This is a genomic window from Actinomycetota bacterium (assembly GCA_030682655.1).
Classification (GTDB): domain Bacteria; phylum Actinomycetota; class Coriobacteriia; order Anaerosomatales; family JAUXNU01; genus JAUXNU01.
Window position 1 is genome coordinate 21153 of sequence record JAUXNU010000174.1, and the last position, 23871, is coordinate 45023.

Annotated in this window: 22 protein-coding genes; all 22 read left to right on the forward strand. The window is 64.3% G+C overall.

Annotated features, from left to right (window positions below):
- The first annotated feature begins 5 nt into the window (after nucleotides 1–5).
- Entirely contained in the window at nucleotides 6–1136 is a 1131-nt protein-coding gene (locus tag Q8K99_11560; GenBank protein ID MDP2183189.1) for an NADH-quinone oxidoreductase subunit D, read from the forward strand.
- Entirely contained in the window at nucleotides 1133–2083 is a 951-nt protein-coding gene (gene nuoH, locus Q8K99_11565) for an NADH-quinone oxidoreductase subunit NuoH (protein MDP2183190.1), read from the forward strand. Before Q8K99_11560 ends, nuoH begins: the two co-directional genes overlap by 4 nt.
- A complete protein-coding gene (locus Q8K99_11570) occupies nucleotides 2074–4155 on the forward strand; it encodes an FAD-dependent oxidoreductase (protein ID MDP2183191.1) in 2082 nt (693 codons plus the stop codon). The genes nuoH and Q8K99_11570 overlap by 10 nt, the downstream gene beginning before the upstream one ends.
- On the forward strand, nucleotides 4152–4652 hold the full coding sequence (locus tag Q8K99_11575; GenBank protein MDP2183192.1) for an NADH-quinone oxidoreductase subunit J: 501 nt from the start codon (nucleotides 4152–4154) through the stop codon (nucleotides 4650–4652). Before Q8K99_11570 ends, Q8K99_11575 begins: the two co-directional genes overlap by 4 nt.
- A complete protein-coding gene (nuoK, locus tag Q8K99_11580; protein ID MDP2183193.1) occupies nucleotides 4649–4960 on the forward strand; it encodes an NADH-quinone oxidoreductase subunit NuoK in 312 nt (103 codons plus the stop codon). The genes Q8K99_11575 and nuoK overlap by 4 nt, the downstream gene beginning before the upstream one ends.
- Complete coding sequence (gene nuoL, locus Q8K99_11585) at nucleotides 4957–6813, forward strand: NADH-quinone oxidoreductase subunit L (protein MDP2183194.1); 1857 nt, start codon at nucleotides 4957–4959, stop codon at nucleotides 6811–6813. The genes nuoK and nuoL overlap by 4 nt, the downstream gene beginning before the upstream one ends.
- A 5-nt stretch (nucleotides 6814–6818) precedes the next feature.
- Complete coding sequence (locus Q8K99_11590; GenBank protein ID MDP2183195.1) at nucleotides 6819–8252, forward strand: NADH-quinone oxidoreductase subunit M; 1434 nt, start codon at nucleotides 6819–6821, stop codon at nucleotides 8250–8252.
- Nucleotides 8253–8255: 3 nt separating this feature from the next.
- Nucleotides 8256–9707: a proton-conducting transporter membrane subunit gene (locus Q8K99_11595; protein ID MDP2183196.1), complete on the forward strand. Its 1452-nt coding sequence runs from the start codon at nucleotides 8256–8258 to the stop codon at nucleotides 9705–9707.
- A gap of 158 nt (nucleotides 9708–9865) precedes the next feature.
- Complete coding sequence (locus tag Q8K99_11600) at nucleotides 9866–10219, forward strand: flagellar biosynthesis anti-sigma factor FlgM (GenBank protein ID MDP2183197.1); 354 nt, start codon at nucleotides 9866–9868, stop codon at nucleotides 10217–10219.
- A 94-nt stretch (nucleotides 10220–10313) separates the two neighbouring features.
- A complete protein-coding gene (locus Q8K99_11605; protein ID MDP2183198.1) occupies nucleotides 10314–10598 on the forward strand; it encodes a hypothetical protein in 285 nt (94 codons plus the stop codon).
- A gap of 38 nt (nucleotides 10599–10636) precedes the next feature.
- Nucleotides 10637–12298, forward strand: a complete 1662-nt coding sequence (locus tag Q8K99_11610) for an ATPase, T2SS/T4P/T4SS family (GenBank protein MDP2183199.1) — start codon at nucleotides 10637–10639, stop codon at nucleotides 12296–12298.
- Nucleotides 12299–13495, forward strand: a complete 1197-nt coding sequence (locus Q8K99_11615) for a phosphopentomutase (GenBank protein MDP2183200.1) — start codon at nucleotides 12299–12301, stop codon at nucleotides 13493–13495.
- On the forward strand, nucleotides 13492–14799 hold the full coding sequence (locus tag Q8K99_11620; protein ID MDP2183201.1) for a thymidine phosphorylase: 1308 nt from the start codon (nucleotides 13492–13494) through the stop codon (nucleotides 14797–14799). Before Q8K99_11615 ends, Q8K99_11620 begins: the two co-directional genes overlap by 4 nt.
- 8 nt (nucleotides 14800–14807) lie before the next feature.
- Nucleotides 14808–17438, forward strand: a complete 2631-nt coding sequence (locus tag Q8K99_11625; protein MDP2183202.1) for a CBS domain-containing protein — start codon at nucleotides 14808–14810, stop codon at nucleotides 17436–17438.
- A gap of 2 nt (nucleotides 17439–17440) precedes the next feature.
- Nucleotides 17441–18109 carry a site-2 protease family protein gene (locus Q8K99_11630; GenBank protein ID MDP2183203.1) on the forward strand — a complete coding sequence of 223 codons (669 nt, stop codon included), beginning with the start codon at nucleotides 17441–17443 and terminating at the stop codon, nucleotides 18107–18109.
- Nucleotides 18110–18197: 88 nt separating this feature from the next.
- Nucleotides 18198–19196: a tryptophan--tRNA ligase gene (gene trpS / locus Q8K99_11635; protein ID MDP2183204.1), complete on the forward strand. Its 999-nt coding sequence runs from the start codon at nucleotides 18198–18200 to the stop codon at nucleotides 19194–19196.
- A 14-nt stretch (nucleotides 19197–19210) separates the two neighbouring features.
- Nucleotides 19211–19963 carry a segregation/condensation protein A gene (locus Q8K99_11640; GenBank protein MDP2183205.1) on the forward strand — a complete coding sequence of 251 codons (753 nt, stop codon included), beginning with the start codon at nucleotides 19211–19213 and terminating at the stop codon, nucleotides 19961–19963.
- 13 nt (nucleotides 19964–19976) lie between these two features.
- On the forward strand, nucleotides 19977–20630 hold the full coding sequence (gene scpB, locus Q8K99_11645; protein MDP2183206.1) for an SMC-Scp complex subunit ScpB: 654 nt from the start codon (nucleotides 19977–19979) through the stop codon (nucleotides 20628–20630).
- Nucleotides 20614–21366: a pseudouridine synthase gene (locus tag Q8K99_11650; protein MDP2183207.1), complete on the forward strand. Its 753-nt coding sequence runs from the start codon at nucleotides 20614–20616 to the stop codon at nucleotides 21364–21366. Before scpB ends, Q8K99_11650 begins: the two co-directional genes overlap by 17 nt.
- Nucleotides 21366–21977, forward strand: coding sequence for a bifunctional adenosylcobinamide kinase/adenosylcobinamide-phosphate guanylyltransferase (locus Q8K99_11655; GenBank protein ID MDP2183208.1), 612 nt, complete (start codon nucleotides 21366–21368; stop codon nucleotides 21975–21977). The genes Q8K99_11650 and Q8K99_11655 overlap by 1 nt, the downstream gene beginning before the upstream one ends.
- Complete coding sequence (cobT, locus tag Q8K99_11660; protein MDP2183209.1) at nucleotides 21974–23083, forward strand: nicotinate-nucleotide--dimethylbenzimidazole phosphoribosyltransferase; 1110 nt, start codon at nucleotides 21974–21976, stop codon at nucleotides 23081–23083. Before Q8K99_11655 ends, cobT begins: the two co-directional genes overlap by 4 nt.
- Nucleotides 23080–23871 carry an adenosylcobinamide-GDP ribazoletransferase gene (locus Q8K99_11665; protein ID MDP2183210.1) on the forward strand — a complete coding sequence of 264 codons (792 nt, stop codon included), beginning with the start codon at nucleotides 23080–23082 and terminating at the stop codon, nucleotides 23869–23871. Before cobT ends, Q8K99_11665 begins: the two co-directional genes overlap by 4 nt.

The following is a 23871-nucleotide window of genomic DNA, read 5'->3' on the forward strand; positions in this document are numbered from 1 at the left end:
ATGAGGTGACCAACACACGGTACTCGACCGAGGACGGAACCCCGGTCGGGGAGTTGGTAGTCAACATCGGCCCGTCCCACCCCTCCACTCACGGTGTCTGCCGCGTGATCGCCCACCTGGACGGCGAGGTCGTTACGAAAGCCGAGCCTGTCATCGGGTACCTCCATCGCGGTATCGAGAAGATGTGCGAGAACCGCACGTATGCGCAGATCGTGCCGCTGACCGACCGTCTCGATTACGTAGGCTCCATGTACGCCAACTGGGCGTACTGCCGGGCTGTCGAACGGCTCGCGGGGATTCGCGTTCCAGAGCGGGCTGAGTACCTGCGTGTGATCGTATGCGAACTCCAGCGCATCGCGAGCCACATGATGGCGGTTGGATCATCGGCTGCGGACACCGGCGCGGCCACCGTGTTCATCTACGCGTTCGACGAGCGCGAGCGTATCATCGAGCTCTTCGAGGAGCTGTGTGGCGCGCGACTGACCTACAGCTACGTGCGGCCCGGAGGCGTGAGCTTCGACCTTCCCGAGGGTTGGGTCGACACGCTTCTTGAGTTCACGCGTGCGCATCCGGCAGCGGTCGCCGAGATGGACAAGCTCTTCTTTGGCAACGTGATCCTGCGTGGCCGGATGAAGGGCATAGGCGTTCTCTCCGCCGAGGACGCGGTCGCATGGGGCGCGTCGGGTCCTGTGGCGCGCGGCTCGGGCGTGAACTGGGACCTTCGCAAGCATGACCCCTACTCGGTCTATCCGCTCTTCGAGTTCGATGTCCCCACCGGATCGGCTGGCGACGCGTATGACCGTGCGCGCGTGCGCCTGTACGAGTGCTACGAGTCGTGCAAGATCATCGAGCAGGCAGTCGAGCAGATGACCAGCGGGCCGGTCATGGCCGAGGGCCTGCCGCGTCTGCTCGCACCGCGGCCCGGCGAAGCGTACGACCACATCGAGAGCGCCCGTGGTTCTCTCGGCGTCTTCATCGTCTCCGACGGGAGTCCCCGTCCGTACCGGGTGAAGTTCAGGTCCCCCGCATTCTGCAATCTGGCCCTGCTACCGCAGCTCGCCGAGGGCCACTTGTTGTCCGATCTCGTCGTCATCCTCGGCAGCCTCGACCCGGTGTTCGGGGAGGTGGACCGGTGACAGGCTACCTTGGCGGAGTCGTGTTCGGCCTGGCCAGCGGTGTGCTGATTGCCATAGCGACGATTCTGGGCGTCTACGGCGAACGCAAGGTGGCGGCCTGGATCCAGATGCGTATCGGTCCTCAGGAGACCGGACCCGCGGGATCGCTTCAGCTCATTGCCGACCTGCTGAAGTTGCTGCTCAAAGAGGACATAACCCCGCGGCGTGCCGACGTGCGTCCGTTCAGGCTCGCTCCGTTCCTGGTGTTCGCTCCCGTTGCGATGGCGGTCGTGGTGATCCCGTTCGCGCGTGGGTGGGCGCCGCTGGACACGTCGGTCGGGATGCTGTTCTTCCTCGCTGTCCCGTCCCTGTCTGTCCTTGGGGTGCTGGTTGCCGGCTGGTCGTCGGGCAACACCTACGCCACCATCGGCGGGCTACGCGGCGCGGCTCAGATGATCTCCTACGAACTGCCAAGGACGCTTTCAGTCCTTAGCATCGTTGTGCTCGCGGGATCGCTGCGTCCAGTGGACGTGGTCAATGCCTGGCGTTGGTGGTGGATCCCGCTCAACGCTATCGGGTTTCTCGTCTACTACATCGCATCGATCGCCGAGTGCAATCGTGGACCTTTCGACATTCCGGAGGCGGAGTCCGAGCTGGTGGCGGGCTACTTCGCCGACTACTCGGGCATCCGCTGGGGCATCTTCATGATGACCGAGTACGGCACCGTTCTGTCGGCGTCTCTGTTCGCCGCAGCCATCTACCTGGGGACGCTCTCGTGGCTACCGAGCTGGCTGGGCATCCCGCTCTTCGTTGCGGTGACGATCCTCCTTGGCATGTCGATGATCTGGGTGAAGTGGACCTTCCCGCGCATGCGCTCTGACCAGCTGATGGCGGTCGCATGGAAGGTTCTGACGCCGATGGCTCTCCTGCAGCTTGCGATCGTGGGGGTGGTGATCGCGTGGCTGTAGACAACGAGTCTGGCGAAGTGGAAGTACAGGCAGTGAAGGACGTTCCGACATCGGTGCCGCTGACGGTCACCGTGACCGATGACTTCTCACCCGGGGTCACGGGCTTCCTGGAAAAATGGCGCTCGCTGCTGGTCGGCCTGAGCATCACCGGCCGCCGTGCCATGGAGAAGAACACGACGCTGCGCTACCCGGCCGAGAAGGTCACGATATCGCAGCGCTGGCGTGGGGCGTTGCGACTGAGGGGTCTACTCGGACGCGACGAGGTGCCGATTCTCCTCGGACCATCGCCGGAGTACAACGCGAGCATCCAGGACCTCTACGACGGGGATCGGCTGCCGCCATGTGTGGGGAACTGCCCTGCGAACGTCGATGTCCGCGGGCAGAACTACTACGTGGCCGAGGGCAAGACAGTTGAAGCATATGAGCTCGTCAGGCGCCGTAACATCATGCCGGGCGTTCTTGGCAGGATCTGCCACAACCCGTGCGAGACGGCCTGCCGTCGCAACTTCTACGACGAGCCGATCTCGATTCGTCCGCTGCACCGTGTCACGTACGAGGAGTATGTGAAGGTTCAAGACGAGCACCTGAGACCGTTCGAGGTTACGAGGGATGAGACCGTCGCCATCATCGGATCGGGTCCATCCGGTCTCGCGGCCGCATTTGACCTGATGAGCCTCGGGTATCGGGTCACGGCGTACGAGAAGGAGGAGAAGCCCGGCGGCGCGCTGTATTCCGGTGTGCCGTCGTATCGACTCCCTCGCGAAGTCCTGCACGGTGAGATCGACAATCTGGTGAAGCTCGGCCTCGACCTGCGGCTCGGCGTCGAAGTCGGTCGCGATATCCCTACGGATCACCTCATTGGCGAATACAATGCCGTTCTCATCGCCGCCGGTCTGCAGCAGAGCCGCATACTGCCGATCCCCGGAAACGACGGCGACGGCGTCATCGGTGCACTGGAGTTCCTGCGCGCCGCGAACTGGAAGGGCGACGCCGGCGTGAAGAACAAGCGCGTGCTCGTGATCGGTGGCGGAAACGTCGCGGTCGACGTAGCACGATGCGCGCTTCGCCTCGGGGCTTCCGAGGTACGACTTGCATGTCTAGAGGGCGATGACGAGATGCCCTGCCATCCCTGGGAGATTGAAGAGGCAATCGACGAGGGCGTCATCGCCATGTGCGGTCTTGGCCCGGAGGAAGTGCTGGTCGAGAACGGCAAGGTCATCGGCATGCGCATGCGCGAGTGCCTTTCCGTGTTCGACGAGAGCGGCCGCTTCTCACCCAAGTTCAGCGATGAGTTGACGGACCTGGCACTGGATGTCGTCTGTTTCGCAATCGGCCAGGCGCCGGTCCTGCGCGAAGTGGTCGCGGGGACGGACCTCGCGCTCGAAGAACGCGGACTGCTTCCCGTGGACGGAACGTTGTTCACGACGGCGATGCCCATGGTCTTTGCATGTGGCGAGGTCGTCACCGGCCCCGGCAGCGCCATTGGCTCGATAGCGACAGGACATGAGGCCGCGACTTCCATCCACCGATACCTCTCCGGCCAGGATCTTGCCGAGGGCAGAGTCGCGCGGCCTGTCCCCATCTACGACAAGTACGCCGTGGCCTCGGTCGACGGCGTGGAGGAGGCCAGGCGTCGCGTGGAGATGCCGATGGCCCGCCCCGAGGAACGCTCTCGCGACTTCCGCCAGGTCGAGCTTGGCCTGACCCACCTGGAAGGGCTGAACGAGGCAGCACGCTGTCTGCGATGTCAGTCGGAAGTGTGCGTCGGATGCACCTTCTGTGCCCGAACATGCCCCGACTACGCGATACAGGTCGAACGCGTCGACGATCCCGGCGATCGACGAGTGACGCGATACGATCTCGATCTGGCGAAGTGCTGCTTCTGTGGGCTGTGCGCCGAGCAGTGTCCCACCGATGCACTGAGCCACACCGGGCAGTACGAGCTGTCCTTCTACCACCGAGACCTCACCTTCTTCGACAGAGATGAGATGCTTCGCTCCGGTGAAGGCACCCGCGCTACCGGCCGCGATGGTGAGCATGGCCCGCGTTCCTCCGGGGGTGACAAGTCATGACGTTTGACACTGCCACCGCGGTTCAGGCGGCTTTGGCCATAGCCGCGCTCCTGGGCGCATCCACCGTGGTCTTCGCCAAAGACGTTACGCGCATGGCGGCGGGGCTGGGTCTGTTTCTGCTCTGTGTGGCCGGTTGGTTCGCGTATCTGAGTGCGTCGTTCCTGGCAGTCGCACAGGTGTTCGTCTACGTCGGCGGCGTGCTGATCCTGTTCATCTTCGCGATCATGCTGCTTCACCGGGAAGACCAGGAGAAGCCGGGCCTGACCTCCCGCCACGACATTGGCTCTGTTTCGGTGGCGCTGGCCGTGTTCGTGTTGACTTTCATGCCGCTGATCGGGGTCGCCTCGGCGGTTGGACCTGTGCGCGACACCGGCGCCATGCCGGATCTGGCCGCCATTCTGACAGGGCCGATGCTGCCCCAGTTCGAGGCGGTGGGCGTGCTTCTGCTTGCCGCTTTGGTCGCGGTCGTAGTCGTGATGGGGGGTGAGCGCGAATGATCCTCATCTTCATGAGTTGCGCGATCTTCGCGCTCGGTCTGTACGGGGTACTCACGCGGCGCGACCTCATCGGCGTGCTGGCTTGCGTGGAGCTCGTTCTTGGGTCGGCGACGGTGCTTCTTGTTGGCCTGGCGACGACCGTTGTCGCCCCTTCGGGTGGCCCGGTTCCCGGCGTTGTCGAGGGGGTCGGCTTGTTCGTCATCGCGCTTGCGGCTGCTGAGGCGGCGGTCGGACTTGCGCTCGTCGTGTGCGTCGCGCGACGCGTCGGCACAACGCGCTCGGACGAACTCACGGAGGTGAAGGGATGATACCTTCCGTGTTCGCCGACAACGCCTGGCTGGTGTTCGTGGTGCCGGTTGTTGTCGCAGCCCTCGTGGGTGTACTCGGTTCCCGGATGAAGGCCAGCGCGCCGTGGATAGCCATGGTGTCGCCGGTGCTCGTCATGGTCTATGGGGTCGGCGGCATGGCCCGAATCCTGTCGGAGGGTACGCCAAAGCCCTTCATGGAGTCCTCGGTCTTCGCCGACAGTGTCGCCTGGATCCCCGCGGGTGAGTCCGCTCTCCACGTGGGATGGGCATTTGACGGGCTGACATGCGTGATGCTCACCGTCGTGGGGCTCGTTGCTCTAATGGTCATGATCTTCTCGATCGGGTACATGCACGGCGAGGACGGACTTCCCAGATACTTCGCGTTGCTTTCGCTGTTCACGGGTGCGATGACTTTACTCGTCGTTGCGGACGGTCTCGTTGGACTGTTCGTAGGGTGGGAGCTTGTGGGCGCCTGCTCGTACCTGCTGATCGGCTTCTGGTTCCATAAGCCTTCAGCCGCTGCCGCCGCAGTCAAAGCGTTCCTGACCACCCGTGTCGGCGACGTGGGGCTGTTGCTCGGACTGGCGCTGCTCTGGCGGGAGACGGGCGCGCTGAGCTACGAGGCGGTCTTTGCGAACATCGACATGTTGACGCCGACGCTTGTCACAGCAGTAGCGGTGCTTCTCTTCATCGGTGCTGCCGGGAAGTCGGCTCAGTTCCCGCTCCATATCTGGTTGCCGGACGCCATGGAGGGCCCAACTCCTGTTTCAGCGCTCATACACGCCGCGACTATGGTCGCAGCAGGCGTCTTCCTGGTCGCGCGCACCTGGCCTGTGTTCGAAGCATCCGAGCCTGCGCGCATGATAGTGCTGGCGATAGGTGCGTTCACGGCGCTTGGAGCCGCCACTATCGCGGTCGCGCAGACCGACATCAAGAAGGTGCTCGCGTACTCGACGATCAGCCAGCTCGGCTTCATGTTCGCGGCTCTGGGCGCCGGCGCTTGGGTGGCGGCGGTCTTCCACCTCGTGACCCACGCCGGCTTCAAGGCCTTGCTCTTCCTAGGTTCAGGGAGTGTGATTCACGGTTCGGGAACGCAGGACATGCGCCAGATGGGCGGGTTGGCGAAGAAGATGCCGGTCACGGCCGCCACCTGGGTGGCCGGTTCTGCGGCGCTCGCCGGTGTCCCGCTCTTGTCCGGGTTCTTCAGCAAGGACGAAGTCCTTCACGCCGTATGGAGTTCAAACACCATAGCCGGGGCTGCGCTGTTCGCCGCGAGCGCACTGACGGCGTTCTACATCACGCGTGCGACGAGACTCACCTTCTTCGGCGAATACAGGGGCGACGGGCATCCACATGAAGGCGGCTGGCAGATGCGTCTGCCTCTCATCGTCCTTGCCGTGCCGGCGGTTGCGGCGGGCTTCCTGGGCGGGAACATCGCAAAGCTTCTGGGTGAGCACGGGGAGGCGCTCGATCCGGTGACGGCGGCGATCTCGGGGACGATTGCCCTGGTGTCCATCGCGTTTGCCTGGTACGTGTTCCGTGGGGGAGCCATCTCCGACATCGATCTCGAAGAGCGAATGTCGTCACTCTGGACCGTGCTCAGGAACGGGTACGGGTACGACGGCTTCGTGGGACGTACGATCGTCGAGCCGACGCAGCGCGTTTCGGGCGCGCTGTACCGCGCTGTCGACCGCGTGGTCGTGGACGGTGTGGCCGAGGGTGTCGGAGGCCTGGCGCGGAGCGTCGGGCGCGTGCTCACTCTGCTGCAGAACGGTGACGGCCAGTGGTATGCCGCGCTTCTGGGCGCGGGCGCCGCGATGCTCGTGGCGCTTATGTACTGGGTGGGGAGGTGATGGGGATGACCGCAGTCGACCTGCTCGTGCTTCTCCCCATCGCGGCGGCGATCGTCGCGGCCTTCTCGGGACGTCATGCGCGCGTTGTGGCTCTCCTCGGCACGCTGGCGACGGCCACCACGCTAGTGACCCTCTCTGGATCCGGCGTTTTCGGTGGAGCCGAGGTCAGAGGCGCGATAGTGCTCGAGCGGTTCGTTCCCTTCTGGGCGATGAAGCTCGACGGGTTGTCGACGCCGCTTGTCGCTTTGACCGCGTTCCTCTCGATCGTCGCGGTACTCGCATCCTGGAACGTCAAAGACCGGCCGGCGGCACATCATGCGCTGCTCATCGCGCTTGAGGCTGCAGTGATGGGTGTCTTCCTTGCCGAGGACATCATCCTTTTCTATGTCTTCTGGGAGGCTGTCCTGATACCGATGTACTTCCTTATCGGAATCTGGGGCCACGAGAACCGCAAACATGCCGCACAGAAATTCTTCATCTACACCTTCCTTGGCAGCGCGCTCATGCTCGCCGGGATACTTGTTGCAGTGACATCGGCACAGGCGCAGCGGATTCCCGATCTCGTGGGCGCGAATGCGACGTTCCCCGCGACCCTCGTGTTCTGGCTTCTTCTCGCCGGGATGCTCGTGAAAGTGCCGGTCGTGCCGCTGCATACCTGGCTGCCTGACGCACATGTCGAAGCACCGACAGCAGGGTCGATCATGCTTGCGGGAGTGCTGCTCAAGATGGGCGGTTATGGCCTGATGCGAGTGGCGATTCCCTTCGCCCCGTCTGCGTACGAGGCTTCTCGCACGGTGCTGGTGGCGCTGGGAATCATCGGAATCGTCTATGGCGCTGCGATGGCGCTCGCCCAGAGCGACTTGAAACGACTCGTGGCCTTCTCGTCCGTTGCTCACATGGGATTCGTCGTTCTGGCGATCGGCTCGGGAACGCCCGCTGCATATGGCGCTGCCATGCTCGGCATGGTTAGTCACGGGGTGGTTGCCGGTCTGCTGTTCCTGCTGGTGGGACTGCTCTACGAGAGAACCCACACGAGAGAGATCGACCGTTTCGGAGGCATGGGCCGTTTGATCCCACGCTGGGCCGCCGTGCTGACGTTCGGAGCGCTGGCGAGCCTTGGGTTGCCGGGCCTCTCCGGATTCCCCGGGGAGTTCGGAGCGATTCTTGAAGGGTACCGCGCGGTGGGTTGGTGGATCGCCCCTGCGACTGTCGGTCTCGTGCTTTCTGCCGCATACAACCTACGGGCCGTCGGCAGCGTCAATCATGGCCCCGTTGCCGAGGAGTGGCGCGGCATGAACGACCTGAACCCCACCGAGTGGATTCCCGTGAGCATCCTATGTGTCGCCATCCTTGTGCTCGGTGTGTGGCCGCGAGCCGTGCTCGATATCTCGCAGGTCGCACTCAAGCTCCTTGCACCTATCGTGGGCGGGGGAGTGTAGCCGATGAGCCAGGAGCTGCAACTGTTGCTGCCCATCCTGCTCGCCGTCGGTGCGGGAATCGCCGCGATGGTCGTCGACGCAGTGGGCTCGCGGAAAGGTGCGACCGCGGTGGCTGCTGCTCTGCTCGCAGCGGCTACCGCCGTTGCGGTGTGGGAGGCTTTGACTCTGGAGGCTGGCGGGATACAGGGCGTCATCCTTGGCGGTTCAACGTATGCAGCCGTGCAGTCCGTCATCCTGTTCTGCGCTACGTGCGCGGTCATAGGCGGATGGACGTATTTCGTTGAGCGCCGGATGGGTGCTGGTGCGGTGGCGCTGATGGCATTCTCTGCAGCGGCGTGCGCTGCACTTGCTTCCTCGATCGACCTCTTCATGACGCTGATCGCGATGGAGACGATCGCGATCTGTGCGTATGCGTTGGTGGCCTCAGCCGGATCGTCGAGATCAGCCGAGGCGGGGATGAAGTATCTCATCCAGGGTGCAGTGGCCACCGGGCTGTTCCTAATGGGTGCCGCGATCGTGTTTGGGCTGCACGGCGGCCAGTCTTCGTACGTTGCCCTAAGTCAGATCGTCGGCGGGGCCCTCTTCTGGCCGGCGGCCACATCGATGGGCCTCATTCTGGCCGCTATCGCGTTCAAGATGGGCGCGTTTCCGTTCCATTCCTGGGCGCCGGATGCTTTCGAGGCCGCCCCTCCTGCAGCCAGTTCGTTCATGGCCGGCGCGCCGAAGCTAGGAGCGGTGCTCGCAGCGCTTCTGATCTTCGGCACCGTATACGCTGATCCGGGCTTCATCGAGCGCATCGAGGTGCTGTGGATCGTGCTCGCCGTCGCGTCGATCGCCTTCGGCAACCTGTCAGGGTTGCGACAGACTTCCTACGGGAGGATGTTGGCGTACTCCGGCATAGCGCAGATCGGGTACGCGCTTGTCGGGTTGTCCCTCGGCGGTCCTGCGGTCTACCAGACGCTGGTGCTGGCTTCTGCATACGCGGTTGCCGTTCTCGGAGCGTTCCTTGCGGCGGAGGCCATTCGTGTCGTGCGGCCTGGATGGGACGGGTCCATATCCGGCATGGCGGGAATAGCCCGCGACTATCCGGGTCTTGCAGTTGCGTTGGCCGCAGTGATGTTCTCGTTGACCGGCATTCCGTTGACCGTTGGCTTCTGGGGCAAGCTGCTCGTCTTTGTTGCTGCCGTTGCGGCAGGGAAGACCTGGCTCGTCGTCGTCGCTGTGGTAGGGTCGGTGGTCTCGTTCGGGTACTACGGCGGAGTACTGCGGGCGGTGTTCTTCGACGATCGGTCTGAGACGCCAGATGTCGATGATGACGAGGCCGGACAGGTGAGATCACGATCCCGCGCCGCGCGTGCGATGGTCATCGCCGTGGCGGCTTGCGTGGTCGCAGCAGGGGTCGTGCCGCTGTTCGTAGGACTGGGCTTCATGCAGAGCTTCTTCGGGTTCGCCTGAGGGCGATGGGGTCTTAGGAAGACTTTCACAAGAGTCTTGCGAACGCGCGCGTGACGGCGATACAATACACCTAGTAGCTGCACGCAAGTGCAGCGCCTTACCCCTGAGCCTCAAGGTGCCGGCCTTGGGGCTCCCCCTTTTCCAGGGACCGTCTTGCAGTGACTGGACGGGCCGAGGCGATCTTGGCCGATCTGCGCTGTATGTGCGTTAAGTCCGTTGGGTTCTGGGCCGATACACAGGCCAGAATGATTATCTCAGACGAGCAGGTTCGGCGAGCCGTCGAGTACCTGCAGACATCAGAAGCAGAATGGCCCGAGGCGATGAATGCAGGTTGCCCGCCTAGCTGCCCGCCCGAGCTCATCGAGCGCGTGAAGCAGCGGATGACGGCCGAGCCGGACGTGCGAGAGGACCGAATCGAGTCTGCGCGAGTCTCTCTTGCCAAGGGCCTGCTGTCTTCCGGCGAGGTTGCGTCGAAGATGATTGGCCGCATCGTCTCCGATTCTCTGAGGTAGGACGCAACGCGTTTGCCGTCCCGGGTGCGCCACGAGTGGCGTACCCTTTGTGTTTGCAGCAATAATGGGTGGAGAACCTAGCCGAGGAGGCCGTGTGAGCGCCCGCCCGCTTCGCCCCGTCATCACTGTCCTCATGAACCTGCTGGTGATTGTCGCAGTCATAGACACCGCCAGGATCGTGGTGTCGTTCTTCGGCGCGCTTGCTGCTACCGCATGGGGAGCGGCGCTCATCAAAGTGACCGCATACACCGTGTTTCCCCTGGGGGCGGCGGCGATCAAGACCCCGTATGGTGGCGGGTTCGATGTGGACGCTGCCGTGACGGTCGTCGCCCTGCTCATGGCCGAATGGCTTCTGAGCGTTGCACGAAATAGGGGATAACTAGGACGTGCTCGAATCGGACCTGCCGAGGAGGTAACGTGACCTACACCCGCGAGCGCCTGGGTGAGCTGCTTGTCAGCTCGGGCCTGCTCTCTGACGAGGAATTGGCGAAGGTTCTCGAAGACCAGAACAAGTTTGGAGGGAAGCTGGGGGAGATTCTCGTCAACCAGCTCATTCTCTCCGAGGAACAGATAGCTGGCGCACTAGCGAAGCAGAAGGGTCTCGAGCACGTCAATCTGACCTCGATCACAATCGATCGCGGTGCAGCGAGCCTTGTCTCAGAACGGATTGCCCGCCTGCGAGAAGTGATCCCAATATCGGTGACCGACGACGAGCTCGTACTTGCCATGTCCGACCCTCTCGACATCGAGACCATCGACGACGTGGAAGTGAGAACCGGTCGCAGAGTGACTCCAGTCGTATCGAGCAGGTCTCAGATCATTTACGCCATCGACAAGTACCTCGCGTCGTCAGACGCGTTCAGCGATGTGGTCACAGCCGCCGAGGACACCCTGAGCGAGGAGGAGATCGCAGCGGGTGAAGACGTACCCGTGGTGCGACTCGTCAACAGCCTGATCCGCGAGGCGGTGCGCGAGGGGGCAAGCGACATCCACATCGAACCCTCCGCGAAGACGGTCAACGTGAGATATCGAGTCGACGGTGTCATGAACGAGATCATGGAGTTGCCGATTGCCGCTCGTGCGGGCATCACGAGCAGGATAAAGATCATGTCAGAGATGGACATCGCCGAGCGGCGCCGACCGCAAGACGGTAGAATCGCGCTTCGTGTAGAGAGCATGCCGGTAGACATCCGCGTCGCCTCCCTTCCGACACCGTTCGGAGAGGGACTGACGCTGCGCATCTTGAATGCGGAGCTGACCTTCCGATCCCTGACCGACCTTGGCATGAATGCCGAGCACCTCAAAGCGCTCGACGCGATGGTTGCGAAGCCATACGGTGCAGTCCTGGTTGCCGGGCCAACAGGCTCCGGGAAGTCGACGACGCTTTACGCCACGTTGCAGAAGCTGAACCTTCCGACCCGCAAGATCATCACGGTCGAAGACCCGATCGAGTATCAGATGTCCGGAATCACGCAGATGGCTGTCAATGCGCGGATCGGGCTTACGTTCGCCAGCGGACTGCGGACGATCCTGCGCTCCGACCCCGACATCGTCATGGTGGGCGAGATTCGCGATCCCGAGACCGCTGAGATCGCAGTTCGCGCCGCGCTGACCGGACACGTCGTGCTGTCGTCGATTCACACCAACGACGCTCCGGGAACGCTGACGCGTCTCACTGACATGGGTGTGCCGCCATACATCACGTCGTCGGGTCTCCTTGGCGTGATCGCTCAGAGGCTGGTGCGGCGTTTGTGTGACGACTGCAAGGAGGTCGTCAAGGTCTCGGGGCCGGCGCTCGTCGCCGCGGGCTTCAGTGCGGCAGAAGCAAAGAAGGTGAAAGTCCACGGGCCCGTGGGTTGCGCGCGGTGCGGCAATGCCGGATACCGCGGGCGCGTAGGGATCTTCGAGATCATGCCGATGAATGAAGACCTCACGCGCGCCTACCTGGAGGAGGCGCCGACGGAGCGCATGCGAGAGCTGGCTCTGGAAGCAGGCATGGTCCCGCTGAGGGAAGACGCCCTAGCGAAGGTCGCTGCTGGCACAACCAGTCTTCAGGAGATCGACCGGGTGGTGATCTAGGTGAGCCCGCGCGCACCGCGCGCCATCGTTGTGGTGCTGGACAGTGTGGGGGTTGGGGAGTTGCCGGATGCTGCCGCGTACGGCGATGCGGGATCCAATACGCTTGGGAACACCGCGCGCGCGGTAGGCGGTCTCGCGATGCCGAATCTGGGCCGCATGGGTCTGGGCAACGTGACCGAGATCCTTGGCGTGGATCCGACCGAGGCGCCCGAGGCGTCCTGGGGCAAGAATGCGGAGGCGAGCGCGGGGAAGGACACCACGACCGGGCACTGGGAGATGATGGGGCTTCAGCTGACGAGCGCATTCCCGACGTATCCTGACGGTTTTCCGCCCGAGCTCATGGATGCGTTCGTGCGCGAAAGCGGATACGGATGGCTGGGCAACTTCCCGGCGAGCGGAACCGTGATCATCCAGGATCTCGGAGATGAGCACGTGGCTACGGGGAAGCTCATCGTCTACACGAGCGCCGATTCTGTCTTTCAGATCGCCGCGCACGAAGAAGTCGTCCCGATCGAAGAGCTCTACCGGATCTGCACCATCGCCCGCGAGAGGGTGTGCGTCGGCGAGCATGCCGTGGGCCGAATAATCGCGCGTCCCTTCCTTGGCCCGGATGCCGAGGGTGTCTACACTCGCACACATCGGCGCCGTGACTTCGCGGTCAAGCCGAGCGAACCGACGGTTCTCGACCGGCTGGCCAAGATCGCCGTCACCAGCTATGGCATCGGCAAGATCGGCGAGATCTTCGCCTGGCAGGGTATATGCGAATCGCCGCACGTCACGGACAACATGGACGGATTCACCAAGCTGGTGGAGCGCGTGGCCTCCGACGGTCCCGGGTTCGTGTTCGCCAATCTGGTGGATTTCGACATGATCTGGGGACATCGTAACGACGTAGAGGGCTACGCGCGCGGGCTTGAGGCAGTTGACGCCCGCATGCCCGAACTTCTCGATGCCATGGTCGACGGCGACTTGCTCGTGATCACGGCCGACCACGGCTGCGACCCTACCACCGGCTCTACCGACCATAGCCGGGAGTACACACCGCTCATCGCAAAGATGAAGGGCGTAGACCGCGGCGTGGCGCTGGGAGCGCGGGCGACATTCTCCGACATAGGGGAGACGGTACTCGACTTCTACGGAATCTCCGGTAGTTGCGGCCGCGGGACGTCCTTCCTGGCGGAGGTGGCCGGCGCATGAGCGGCGCGAGCTTCGAGGAGCTCATCGAGGTCAAGCGTGACGGCAAACGTCACACAGCGGAGGAAGTCGATCGCATCGTCCTTGGCTATGCTTCGGGGGAGATGCCGGACTACCAGATGGCCGCGTGGCTGATGGCGGCGTACCTGCAGGGCCTCGATGCCGAGGAGACCGTCTGGCTGACCGACGCCATGGTTCGATCGGGGGCCGTGCTCGACCTGTCGAGCGTCCCCGGTGTGAAGGTCGACAAGCACTCCACCGGCGGCGTTGCCGACACTACGACCCTCGTTCTCGCGCCGCTTGTGGCGTCCTGCGGCGTGCCGGTCGCGAAGATGAGCGGGCGCGGTCTGGGGCATACGGGCGGCACTCTCGACAAGCTGGAGTCGATTCCCGGCTTCCGCGTCGAGCTGACTGCCGAGGAGTTCCTCGCCCAGGTACGCGATGTCGGGGTCGCTGTGATCGCGCAGTCTCCTGATATCGACCCGGCGGACAAGAAGATGTATGCGCTGCGCGATGTCACCGCCACTGTGCCGTCGATACCGCTCATTGTCGGCAGCATCATCTCCAAGAAGATCGCGGGCGGCGCCGACGCCATCGTGCTCGATGTCAAGGTCGGGACTGGCGCGTTCATGAAGACCGAAGCCGAGGCGCGAGCGCTCGCAACCGAGCTCACACGTGTCGGGCGGGCGCTCGGGCGTGAAGTCGTCTGCCTGATGAGCGACATGGAACAGCCGCTTGGCATGGCTGTCGGCAACGCGCTGGAAGTCATCGAGGCGATCGATACGCTCCAGGGCGAGGGTCCTGAGGCGCTCACGGAGCTGTGCATGGTGTTCGGCGCAAAGATGCTTGTGTTGGGCAAGCGGGCTCACGATGAAAGTGAAGCGCGGGTGATGCTGGCCGAGTCCATCCAGTCCGGCAGAGCGCTTCAGACGTTCGCGCGGTGGATTGCCGCACAGGGCGGCGATCCGAGGATCGCGGCGGACACGTCGCTGCTCGGGCTGTCGCCCTGTGCGCGCGAGATCAGAGCCACATCGGCGGGCTTCGTCGCCGGTTTCGATGCCGAGGGCGTGGGACGTGCGGCGATGCTCCTTGGCGCAGGTCGCGCGCGCAAGGAGGACGCGATCGATCCGGGCGCGGGTCTGCTGCTTGCGGTGCGCACCGGCGATGAGATCGCGTCCGGTGACCTTCTCGCGACAGCGTATGCGGCCTCTGAGGCGCTGCTCGATGCGGGTGAAGAGCGATTCGGGACGTCCGTGCGTATCGGCGACGTCACGGTAGTCGCGCCGCCACTGTTCCACGAGCTCTAGGAGCACACGTGCAGATCGTCGTCGGACATGCGAACCCCGACTTCGACGCCTACGCCGCGACGGTGGCGGCTACGAAGGTGTTTCCCGGTGCCCGGGGAGTGTACCTTGGCTCGCAAAATGCCAATGTCCGGGCCTTCCACAACCTGCACGAGGAGTTCCTCGACTTCGTGGATCTGAGGGGGCTGGACCTCTCTGCGGTGACACGGCTGGTGATGGTCGACACGCGAGACGCCAGTCGAATCGGTGAGATCGGGTCCGTGGCCTTGCGGCCTGATGTCGAGGTCATCGTCTACGATCATCACCCTCCGGCGGAGGGTGATCTCACCGGCGTCGACGACCGGTCTCTCGATGTCGGATCGACGACATCGATACTGGTCCACGAGATCAACCGTCGGGGTATCGCGCTGACGCCGCTCGAGGCGTCCGTGCTTCTCCTTGGCATACACGAGGACACGGGATCGCTCACGTACCCGGGGGCGACCGCGTACGATGCCGAGGCTGCTGCATACCTGATGGCTTCGGGGGCCGATATGGAGGTCCTGAACCAGTTTCTGAGCCGGGCGCTTGATAGTGCCCAGCAAGAACTGCTCGAGCGGCTCGTTGGGTCGCTCGAGATTTGGAGCATCCACGGTCAGGAGATCGCGATCGGCGTTGCCGAGGCCGACCAGTATGTGGACTCTGCGAGCGTGCTGACGCACTACATCGTTGAGGACATGGGCTACCGCGTAGCGATAGCCGTCGTGCGGATGCCGACGCGTGTCCAGGTCGTGGCCAGGAGCCGCGTCCATGGCGTGGATGTCGGTGCGGTCATGACGCGGATCGGTGGGGGCGGACATACGCAGGCGGCTTCTGCCGGCTTCCGGGACATAGAGATCCAGGAATTGCTCGACCGCATTGCGCGCGCCCTAGACGCGGAAGTCCGGCAGCCGCTCACGGCGCGCGACATCGCGTCTTCTCCCGTGCGGACGGTGACACCCGGTGCCAGCATGCACGATGCGGGTGAACTGATGGCGAGGTGGGGACACGGCGGGCTGCCGGTCGTCGAAGATGGCACGCTCGCCGGTCTCGTGACGCGCAAGGACGTGGACAAGGCGGTGCGCCACCAGCTCGACCATGCGCCGGTCACCGGGTTCATGGCTCGCGACGTCATTACTGTATCGCCCGGCACCGACTTGATCACGCTCGAGCACCTTCTAGCTAGCCAAGGAATCGGTCGCTTGCCGGTTGTGGAGGACCAGCGGATCGTGGGAATCGTGACCCGAAAGGACCTCCTGAGCGCCGAATTCGGCGACAAGTACCTCGACCGCAGGGTCCCCCAGGCGCGCGGGCGCTCAACCCAGCGGTTCCTGTCCTCGGTCGAGTCTCTCCTGCCCGAGGAGGCCTACGCAGCCCTGCACGATCTTGGAGCGCTGGCCGAGGAGGAGGGCTTGCGGCTGCATGTGGTGGGCGGATTCGTGCGCGACATGCTCCTTGGCAGGAAGAACCTCGACATGGATGTCGTGGTCGAAGGTGACGGGGTGGCGTTCGCGGAGAAGGCCGCGCAGACCCTCGGGGGGCGGGTGAAGGTGCACCGGCGGTTCGGGACGGCGGTCCTCGTGCTGAGCAAGACCCTTCACGTGGACATCACGAGCGCACGGACCGAGTACTACACGCGCCCCGGAGCCTTGCCGACGGTGGAGAGGTCGTCTCTTAGGCAGGACCTGTTCCGCCGCGACTTCTCCGTGAATGCGATGGCTGCCTGCCTCAATCCCGATTGCTTCGGCCAGATCGCCGATCCGTTCGGCGGACTGCGCGATCTGGAGCGGCAGACGCTGCGTGTGCTGCATTCGCTCTCGTTCGTCGAGGACCCCACACGGGTGCTCCGCGGCGCGAGGTTCGAGAGGCGCTACGGCTTTTCGATGGACTCTTCGACCGAAGCGCTTGCACGTCGCGCCGTCGAGATGAACATGCTCGACGAGGTCAGCGGTGCACGTCTGCGCGAGGAGATGCTCGACATCATAGACGAGGACGCACCATCCGAGGTGTTCGAGCGGTTGCGGGAGCTGGGCGTCCTGGATGTCCTGCTTCCCGAGGGTGTCAGTTCGTCCGCTGTCATCGAGGGCCTGTTCGCTGTCGAGCGTGCATACAAGCGGTTGAGCCCGATGTTTGGCCGGGAGCCCCGCAGACGTGTGACGCTTGTGGCCGCCCTGTTGGCCGGCGCCGGACATGGACCTGCGGAGCGCTGGCTGCGTCACATGCGGTTTGGTCGCGAGTATGGCGAGCCTGCGATCGCGCTCGCGGAACGGGGGCCTGCGACCGTGCGGCGACTTCGCGATGGCCGCGGTATGCGTGACAGCCGCCTGTACCATCTGCTCTCGACGGTGCCGGACGAGGCGGTCGTCTGGGTGTGGGCCACAGGAGGCACGCTGGTCCGCGAGCGAGTCGAGCACTATGTCGACGTCGTGTCGCGCATCAAGCCCGAAGTCTCAGGCAAAGACCTCATCGAGATGGGACTGACTCCGTCAGCGCGCTTCTCGGCTATACTTGCGCAGGCCCTTGACGACCGGCTGGATGGCAAGGCGGTCGGGCGCGAGGCCGAGAGAGCAAACCTGCAGCGTCTCGTCACGAAACACGAGCGCATCACTGCCAAGGAGAACTGAGCGTGTCCGGATCCGACCTGACCATGTTGGTGATTCGCTTTGTCGTGCTCGTTCCCGCGATCGTCTTTCACGAGGTGGCCCACGGGTATGCGGCGTATCTCCTTGGCGACACGACGGCCAAGGACCGGGGCCGTCTGTCGCTGAATCCGGTCAAGCATATCGACCCGTTCGGCACGATCCTCATGCCGCTGCTCATGGTAGTGATGTTCGGCTTCGGCTTCGGGTACGCCAAGCCCGTGCCTGTGAACCCACACCGGTTCAAGGACTACCGCAAAGGCATGTTCCTGACCGGCATCGCAGGGCCGGCGGCCAACCTCCTGCTTGCGATGGTGGCCGGAATCGCGGCGCGGGCGCTGGACCTGTTCGGTGGTGCGCTGGGCGCAGTCGGTGGCTACGCGTGGCTGTTCTTCTTCTACTTCTGCCTCATGAACCTCGTGTTGATGTTCTTCAACCTCATCCCCATACCGCCTCTGGACGGCTCGCGCGTGGTGCCGTTGTTTCTTTCGGATCGCGCTATGCGCGCGTATGCGAAGTGGGAACGCTACGGGTTCGTGATCGTGTTCGGCCTGATATTCTTCGGCCCGCGGCTCTTTGGCTTCGACCCGATCGGCGTCTACTTCGCATGGACCGTCGAACCACTGCTGCGCCTGTTCGCGGGGGCCGGCTTCTAGGCCGGTCATCCGTCGCGCCAGCCGCCGGTTGCGGTATCATACGAACCACTTCGCAGGCCCATCTGTCGCGAGAAGGAGTCGTCTGTCCATGCCCAAGAAGCGCATTCTGACCGGGTACCGCCCTACCGGCCGCCTCACGCTTGGGCACTGGTTCGGCAACCTGCTCAACATGCGCGAGCTCCAGGAGGAGTACGAGGCATACTACTTCGTGGCCGACTGGCACGCGCTCACCAGTGATTGGCAGGACACCTCCGGCATCAGGCGCTACACCGAGGAGATGATCCTTGACTGGGTCGCCGCAGGTATCGATCCCGAGAAGGCCACCATATACCGGCAGTCCGACGTTCCCGAAGTCGCGGAACTGACGCTCTACCTCACGATGGTCACGCCGATGTCGTGGCTCGAGCGGGTTCCGAGCTACAAGGAGCAGCGCGAGCAGATCACCGACAAGGACCTCAGCAACGTTGGCTTCTTCATGTATCCGCTGCTCCAGGCCGCCGACATCGCCATCGTCAAGGGCGACATCGTGCCGGTGGGCGAGGACCAGCTCCCGCATCTAGAGCTCACGCGCGAGGTGGTGCGCCGGTTCAACACCACCTACGGCGACCTTCTCGTCGAGCCCGCCGCCAAGATCGCCAAGGAAGGCGCGCGCGTCCCCGGCACCGACGGTCGCAAGATGTCCAAGAGCTACGGCAACGCAATCTACCTCTCGGAGTCCGAGGAGGAGACCACCAAGAAGGTGATGGGCTTCGTCACGGATCCCGCTCGCAAGCTCAAGACCGACCCGGGCGACCCGGACATCTGTCCGCTGCACCAAGTCCACAAGCTCGTTGGCGACACAGGTGACATCGCGGAGTGGGACCGGTGTTGTCGCGTGGCCGACTGTGGCTGTGTGGCGCACAAGAAGGCGTTCGCCGAGGACCTGAACGCCTACCTGCGTGACTTCCGCGAGAAGCGAGCGGAACTTGCCGCTCGCCCCGGCTACGCGTGGGAAGTCCTGTCGGCAGGAGCTGCACGCGTGCGTCCGGCGATCGACGAGCTCATGGCGAACGTTCGCCGCGAGTTGCACGTCGACGCTGCGGAGTAGGGGCAGCGCGCCCGATGGGCTACCGGGTAAAGACACAAGCGTTCGAAGGTCCGTTCGATCTTCTGCTGCATCTGGTCTCGCGCCAGAAGCTGGATGTGAACTCGATCTCGGTCACCGAGGTCACAGACCAGTATCTGGAGCATGTCGATCGCATGCAGGACCTCGATCTCGATGTTGCAAGCGACTTTCTCCTGGTAGCGGCGACACTGCTCGAGATCAAGGCGGCAAGCCTGCTTCCCCAGGATGTCGAGTACTTCGGCGACGAGATGGACGACCTGTCTCCTGAGGAGGCCCGCGAACTGCTGGTCGCACGCCTTCTCGCATACAAGCAATTCAAGAACGCCGCCGGAGAGATCAACGCACGTATGGAGGCGGAGTCGAGGATGCATCCTCGGCAGGCAGGGCTCGAAGAGCGCTTCCTCAAACTGATGCCCGACTTCCTGGAAGACGTTACGTTGCGCGGGCTCGCGGTCATTTGTGCTGACCTGATGTACCGCCGCGAGGAGTTCTTCCTGCTGCAATCGGAGCACATTGCTACGGTTCTGATCTCGCTCGAGCTGCATACAGAAAGCGTCGCCCGCACCCTGGCCCAGCGCCGCCGCATATCCTTCCGCGAACTGGTGGCCGAGGACCAGCGTCCCGAAGTCGTTGTCGTCACGCTCCTGGCGATTCTCGAGCTCTACAAGCGCGCATTCGCAGGCGTCCAGCAGGACAGCGTCTTTGACGACATCATCGTGACAGCACTCGACCAAGAGGGTGGGCAGTAGCGTGGAAGTACCCGTGAGCCTGAGAGGAGCCATAGAGGCGCTGCTATTCGTTTCCGACGAGCCGGTCTCTGCGGCACGCATAGCGCGCATTCTCGATGAGAACGAAGCGATGGTCGGTTCGGGGCTCGAAGCTCTTGCCGAGGAGTACCAGGCCGGCGAGCGCGGATTCCAGCTTCGCGAGGTCGCAGGTGGGTGGCGCCTCTACACGCATCCCGCCTACCACGAATGTATCGAACAGTATGTGCTGTCGTGGGACACGAGGCGCCTGTCGCAGGCGTCTCTTGAGGCGCTCTCCGTGGTCGCGTATCACCAACCTGTGACGCGCGCCGGGGTGAATGCCATTCGCGGAGTGAACAGTGAGGGCGTGATCAGCTCGCTCGTGGACAAAGGGCTCGTTCGCGAGACCGGCCGCGACAAGAACCAGGGCAACGCGATCTTGTACGGAACCACGCGGAGCTTCCTCGAGAAGTTCGGCCTGAAGGACCTCGGCGAGCTACCGCCGCTGGAGGAGTTCGCGCCGAACCCCCACACGGAGCGCGCGATTCGTGAGCGACTCGGCGCACTGGACGGGTCATCCCTCGCCGATGGTGAAGACGACTACGCCGAGGAGACATCCGAAGACACCGCCTCCGAGGAGCAGGAAGACGAGGATGGCGCAACCGCCTGAGCAGATAGTCCCCATGCGCGTGCAGAAGTTCCTTGCCCGCGCCGGCGTGGCGTCTCGACGCGGGTCTGAGGACCTCATGACTGCGGGACGCGTGCAGGTGAACGGCGAGCCGGTGACGTCGCTGGGTGCGAAGGTGGATCCGGCATGCGACGTCGTGACCGTTGACGGCAGGGTCGTGTCCCTTGGCGACGAACCGGTGTACCTCGTGCTGAACAAGCCGGCGGGATACGTCACCACCATGGACGACCCGCAGGGCCGTGCCACGGTTGCAGAGCTTATCCCACCCGACGAGCCAGCGCTCTTTCCCGTGGGGCGTCTGGATCGCGATACGACGGGCCTGCTTCTGTTCACGACCGACGGCGAGCTCGGGTTCAGGCTTCTGCACCCGAGCTTCCACGTCGAGAAGGCCTACCTGGCCGAGGTGGATGGCAGCCCCGCCGAGGAGGACCTGGAGCGGCTTCGGCAGGGGATAGACCTCGACGACGGTCCCACAAAGCCGGCCGGCGTGAGGCTGGTGGAGGAGCGCGACGGCGGTGCGGTAGTGGAGATCGTCCTTAGCGAAGGTCGAAAGCGGCAGGTCAAGCGCATGCTTTCGGCCATCGGGAATCCGGTCCTCCAGTTGCATCGCACGCGGTTCGGGCCCATCGACCTGGGAGATCTCCCCGAGGGACAGACACGGACCTTGAGTGCCGAGGAGATCGAGTCCTTGCGCTCTGTGGCTGGGAAGGAAGCGTAGTGGCACTCGTCGTGATCACAGGTGGTGCGCGAAGCGGCAAGTCGTCCGTGGCACAGCGGCTTGCGAAGCAGGTCGCCAATCGTCCGACGGTCGTCGTCTTTGGCTCCGGCGAGAGCGATCCCGAGATGGCGCGCAGGATCGAACGCCATCGCGCGGACCGGCCTGAGGGCTGGGTCACCGTGGAGGCGACGGACTCCGTCGAGTGGACCGGTCGTGTCCCCGAGGACGGTCTCCTGGTGGTTGACTGCCTTGGGACGTTGCTTTCGCATGTGATGGCCGAGGTCGCTATCGACCTGGGTTCGGGCGAGTCCGGTAGCGAGACACTCTCCTCGGCAGCCTTCGAGGACGAGGTCGAGCACCGATTCGCGGCGCTGGTCGGCTGGATGGTCAAGCGGTGGAACCACACGTTGATCGTCACGAACGAAGTCGGTGCCGGCGTGGTGCCGGCGCACGTGAGCGGACGGGTGTTCCGCGACGTGCTGGGGCGGGCGAACCGCTCGCTCACCGACCGGGCGGATGCGGCATACCTTGTCGTAGCCGGCCGCTGTATCCAACTGACAACGCTACCGTGCGAGCCGCGGTGGCCCGGCGTGAAGGGCCGCAAGACGTGACCGAAGAAGCATTGCTCTCCGGGGAATGCGTGGGCATCGCGCGCACCGACGAGTCGGCCGAAGCGGCGGCGCGGCTTCGCTTGGATCAGCTGACCAAACCCCCTGGCTCGCTCGGCCGCCTCGAGGACATCGCGGCGCGTCTGGCGCGCGTTCAAGGCACCGACCATCCCTCCGTGAGCCGCAAGGCGATTGTGCTGATGGCCGGGGATCACGGCGTTGTGGCCGAGGGAGTATCGCCCTACCCGCAGGACGTCACCTGGCAGATGGTGGCCAACTTCGCGGCAGGGGGGGCGGCGATCAATCAGCTGGCTGCGTCGGTCGGGGCCGATATCAGGCTCGTGGACATGGGCGTGGCCAAGGACATCTCCGGCTTCGCCGGCGTCATCGACCGCAACGTGCAGCGTGGCACCGCGAACATGGCCCTGGGGCCGGCGATGAGCCGCGAGATTGCCGCGAGGGCGGTTCGCGAAGGCATGCGTGTTGCGCGCGAGGCTATCGCGGAAGGGTACGCGATCGTCGGAACCGGTGAGATGGGTATCGGCAACACCACGTCCGCCGCAGCGCTGACGTGTGCTCTCACGGGCGCGGACCCCGAAGCGGTCGTCGGCCCCGGGACGGGTCTCGACGCGGACGGAGTCGCGCGAAAGATGGAAGTGGTCGAGCGCGCGCTGCGCGCGAACGCCGTCGAGACGCTGGACGTCCTTGGCGTGCTTGCAGCGGTGGGGGGACTGGAGATCGCGGGGCTCGCGGGTGTTGTCATCGGCTGCGCCTCCGAAGGCGTTTGCGTTGTCGCTGACGGTTTCATCTCAGGGGCGGCGGCTCTTGTAGCCGTGCGCATGTGCCCCGCCGCCGCAGACTACCTGTTCGCGTCGCACCGTTCGGCGGAGCCGGGACACAGAGTGGTTCTGGAGGCACTCGGCCTACAGCCCGTGCTCGAACTCGATATGAGACTCGGTGAGGGGACGGGAGCGGCTCTGGCGATCGGCATCATGGATGCTGCATGCCGCATGCTGTCGGGAATGGCGACCTTCGCCGAGGCCGGTGTAGCCGAGGAGACCGGAGTGTCCGACTCGGACCTCGCCGAGGAGGGACCAACCCCCGCGTGAGCGTCATCGACGACATCCGCGAAGCATTCGCCATGCTGACCGTGCTGCCGGACGCGGGCGATCCTACCCGTCGCACCGGCACCGGTGCTGCTGGTTGGTTCCCAGTCGTCGGTTTCGTCCTTGGCGGAACTACGCTTGGAGCCCTCGCGGTCGTGAACTCGGCCTCGGTGGCCTGGGGCGATGGAGAGCTTCTCGAGCGTGGAGCGCTCGTGTTCGCGGTGTGCGTCGTTGCCGGGTGGGCGCTCGTTACCCGGTTTCTGCACTGGGACGGGCTGGCCGACGTCGCCGACGGCTACTGGGGAGGCCACGACATTGGGCGCCGTCTCGAGATTATGGCCGACAGTGCGACCGGCGCGTTCGGCGCAATTGCGGTGACCCTCGTCGCCATCGCTCAGGTGGCGGCGATCGCCACGATCCTCGGGCGACCGACCGGAGCTGGCATGGTGATTCTGGGGGCGCCTGTCATGGGGCGGATGGCCGCGACGTTCGCCTCGTGGCTGGGGAAGCCTGCGCGTCCGGACGGGTTGGGGAGCCGTGTCATGGGCATGTCGACGGCTTCGGGTGGGATCGCCGCAGGTGCCGCGGTCACTGTGGCTCTGGCGGTCTGCACGTGGCAGTGGGGCCTTGTCGCGCTGGCCTGGGGTGGAGCGAGCCTGCTCGCGGCCCTCGTGATCCCGCACCTCATCTCGAAGCGGTTCGGCGGCGTGACCGGAGATGTCATGGGTGCGAGCATCTTGCTCGTCGAGACATTCTCGCTGGTACTGGCTGCGTTGATAGGAAGTTGGTAG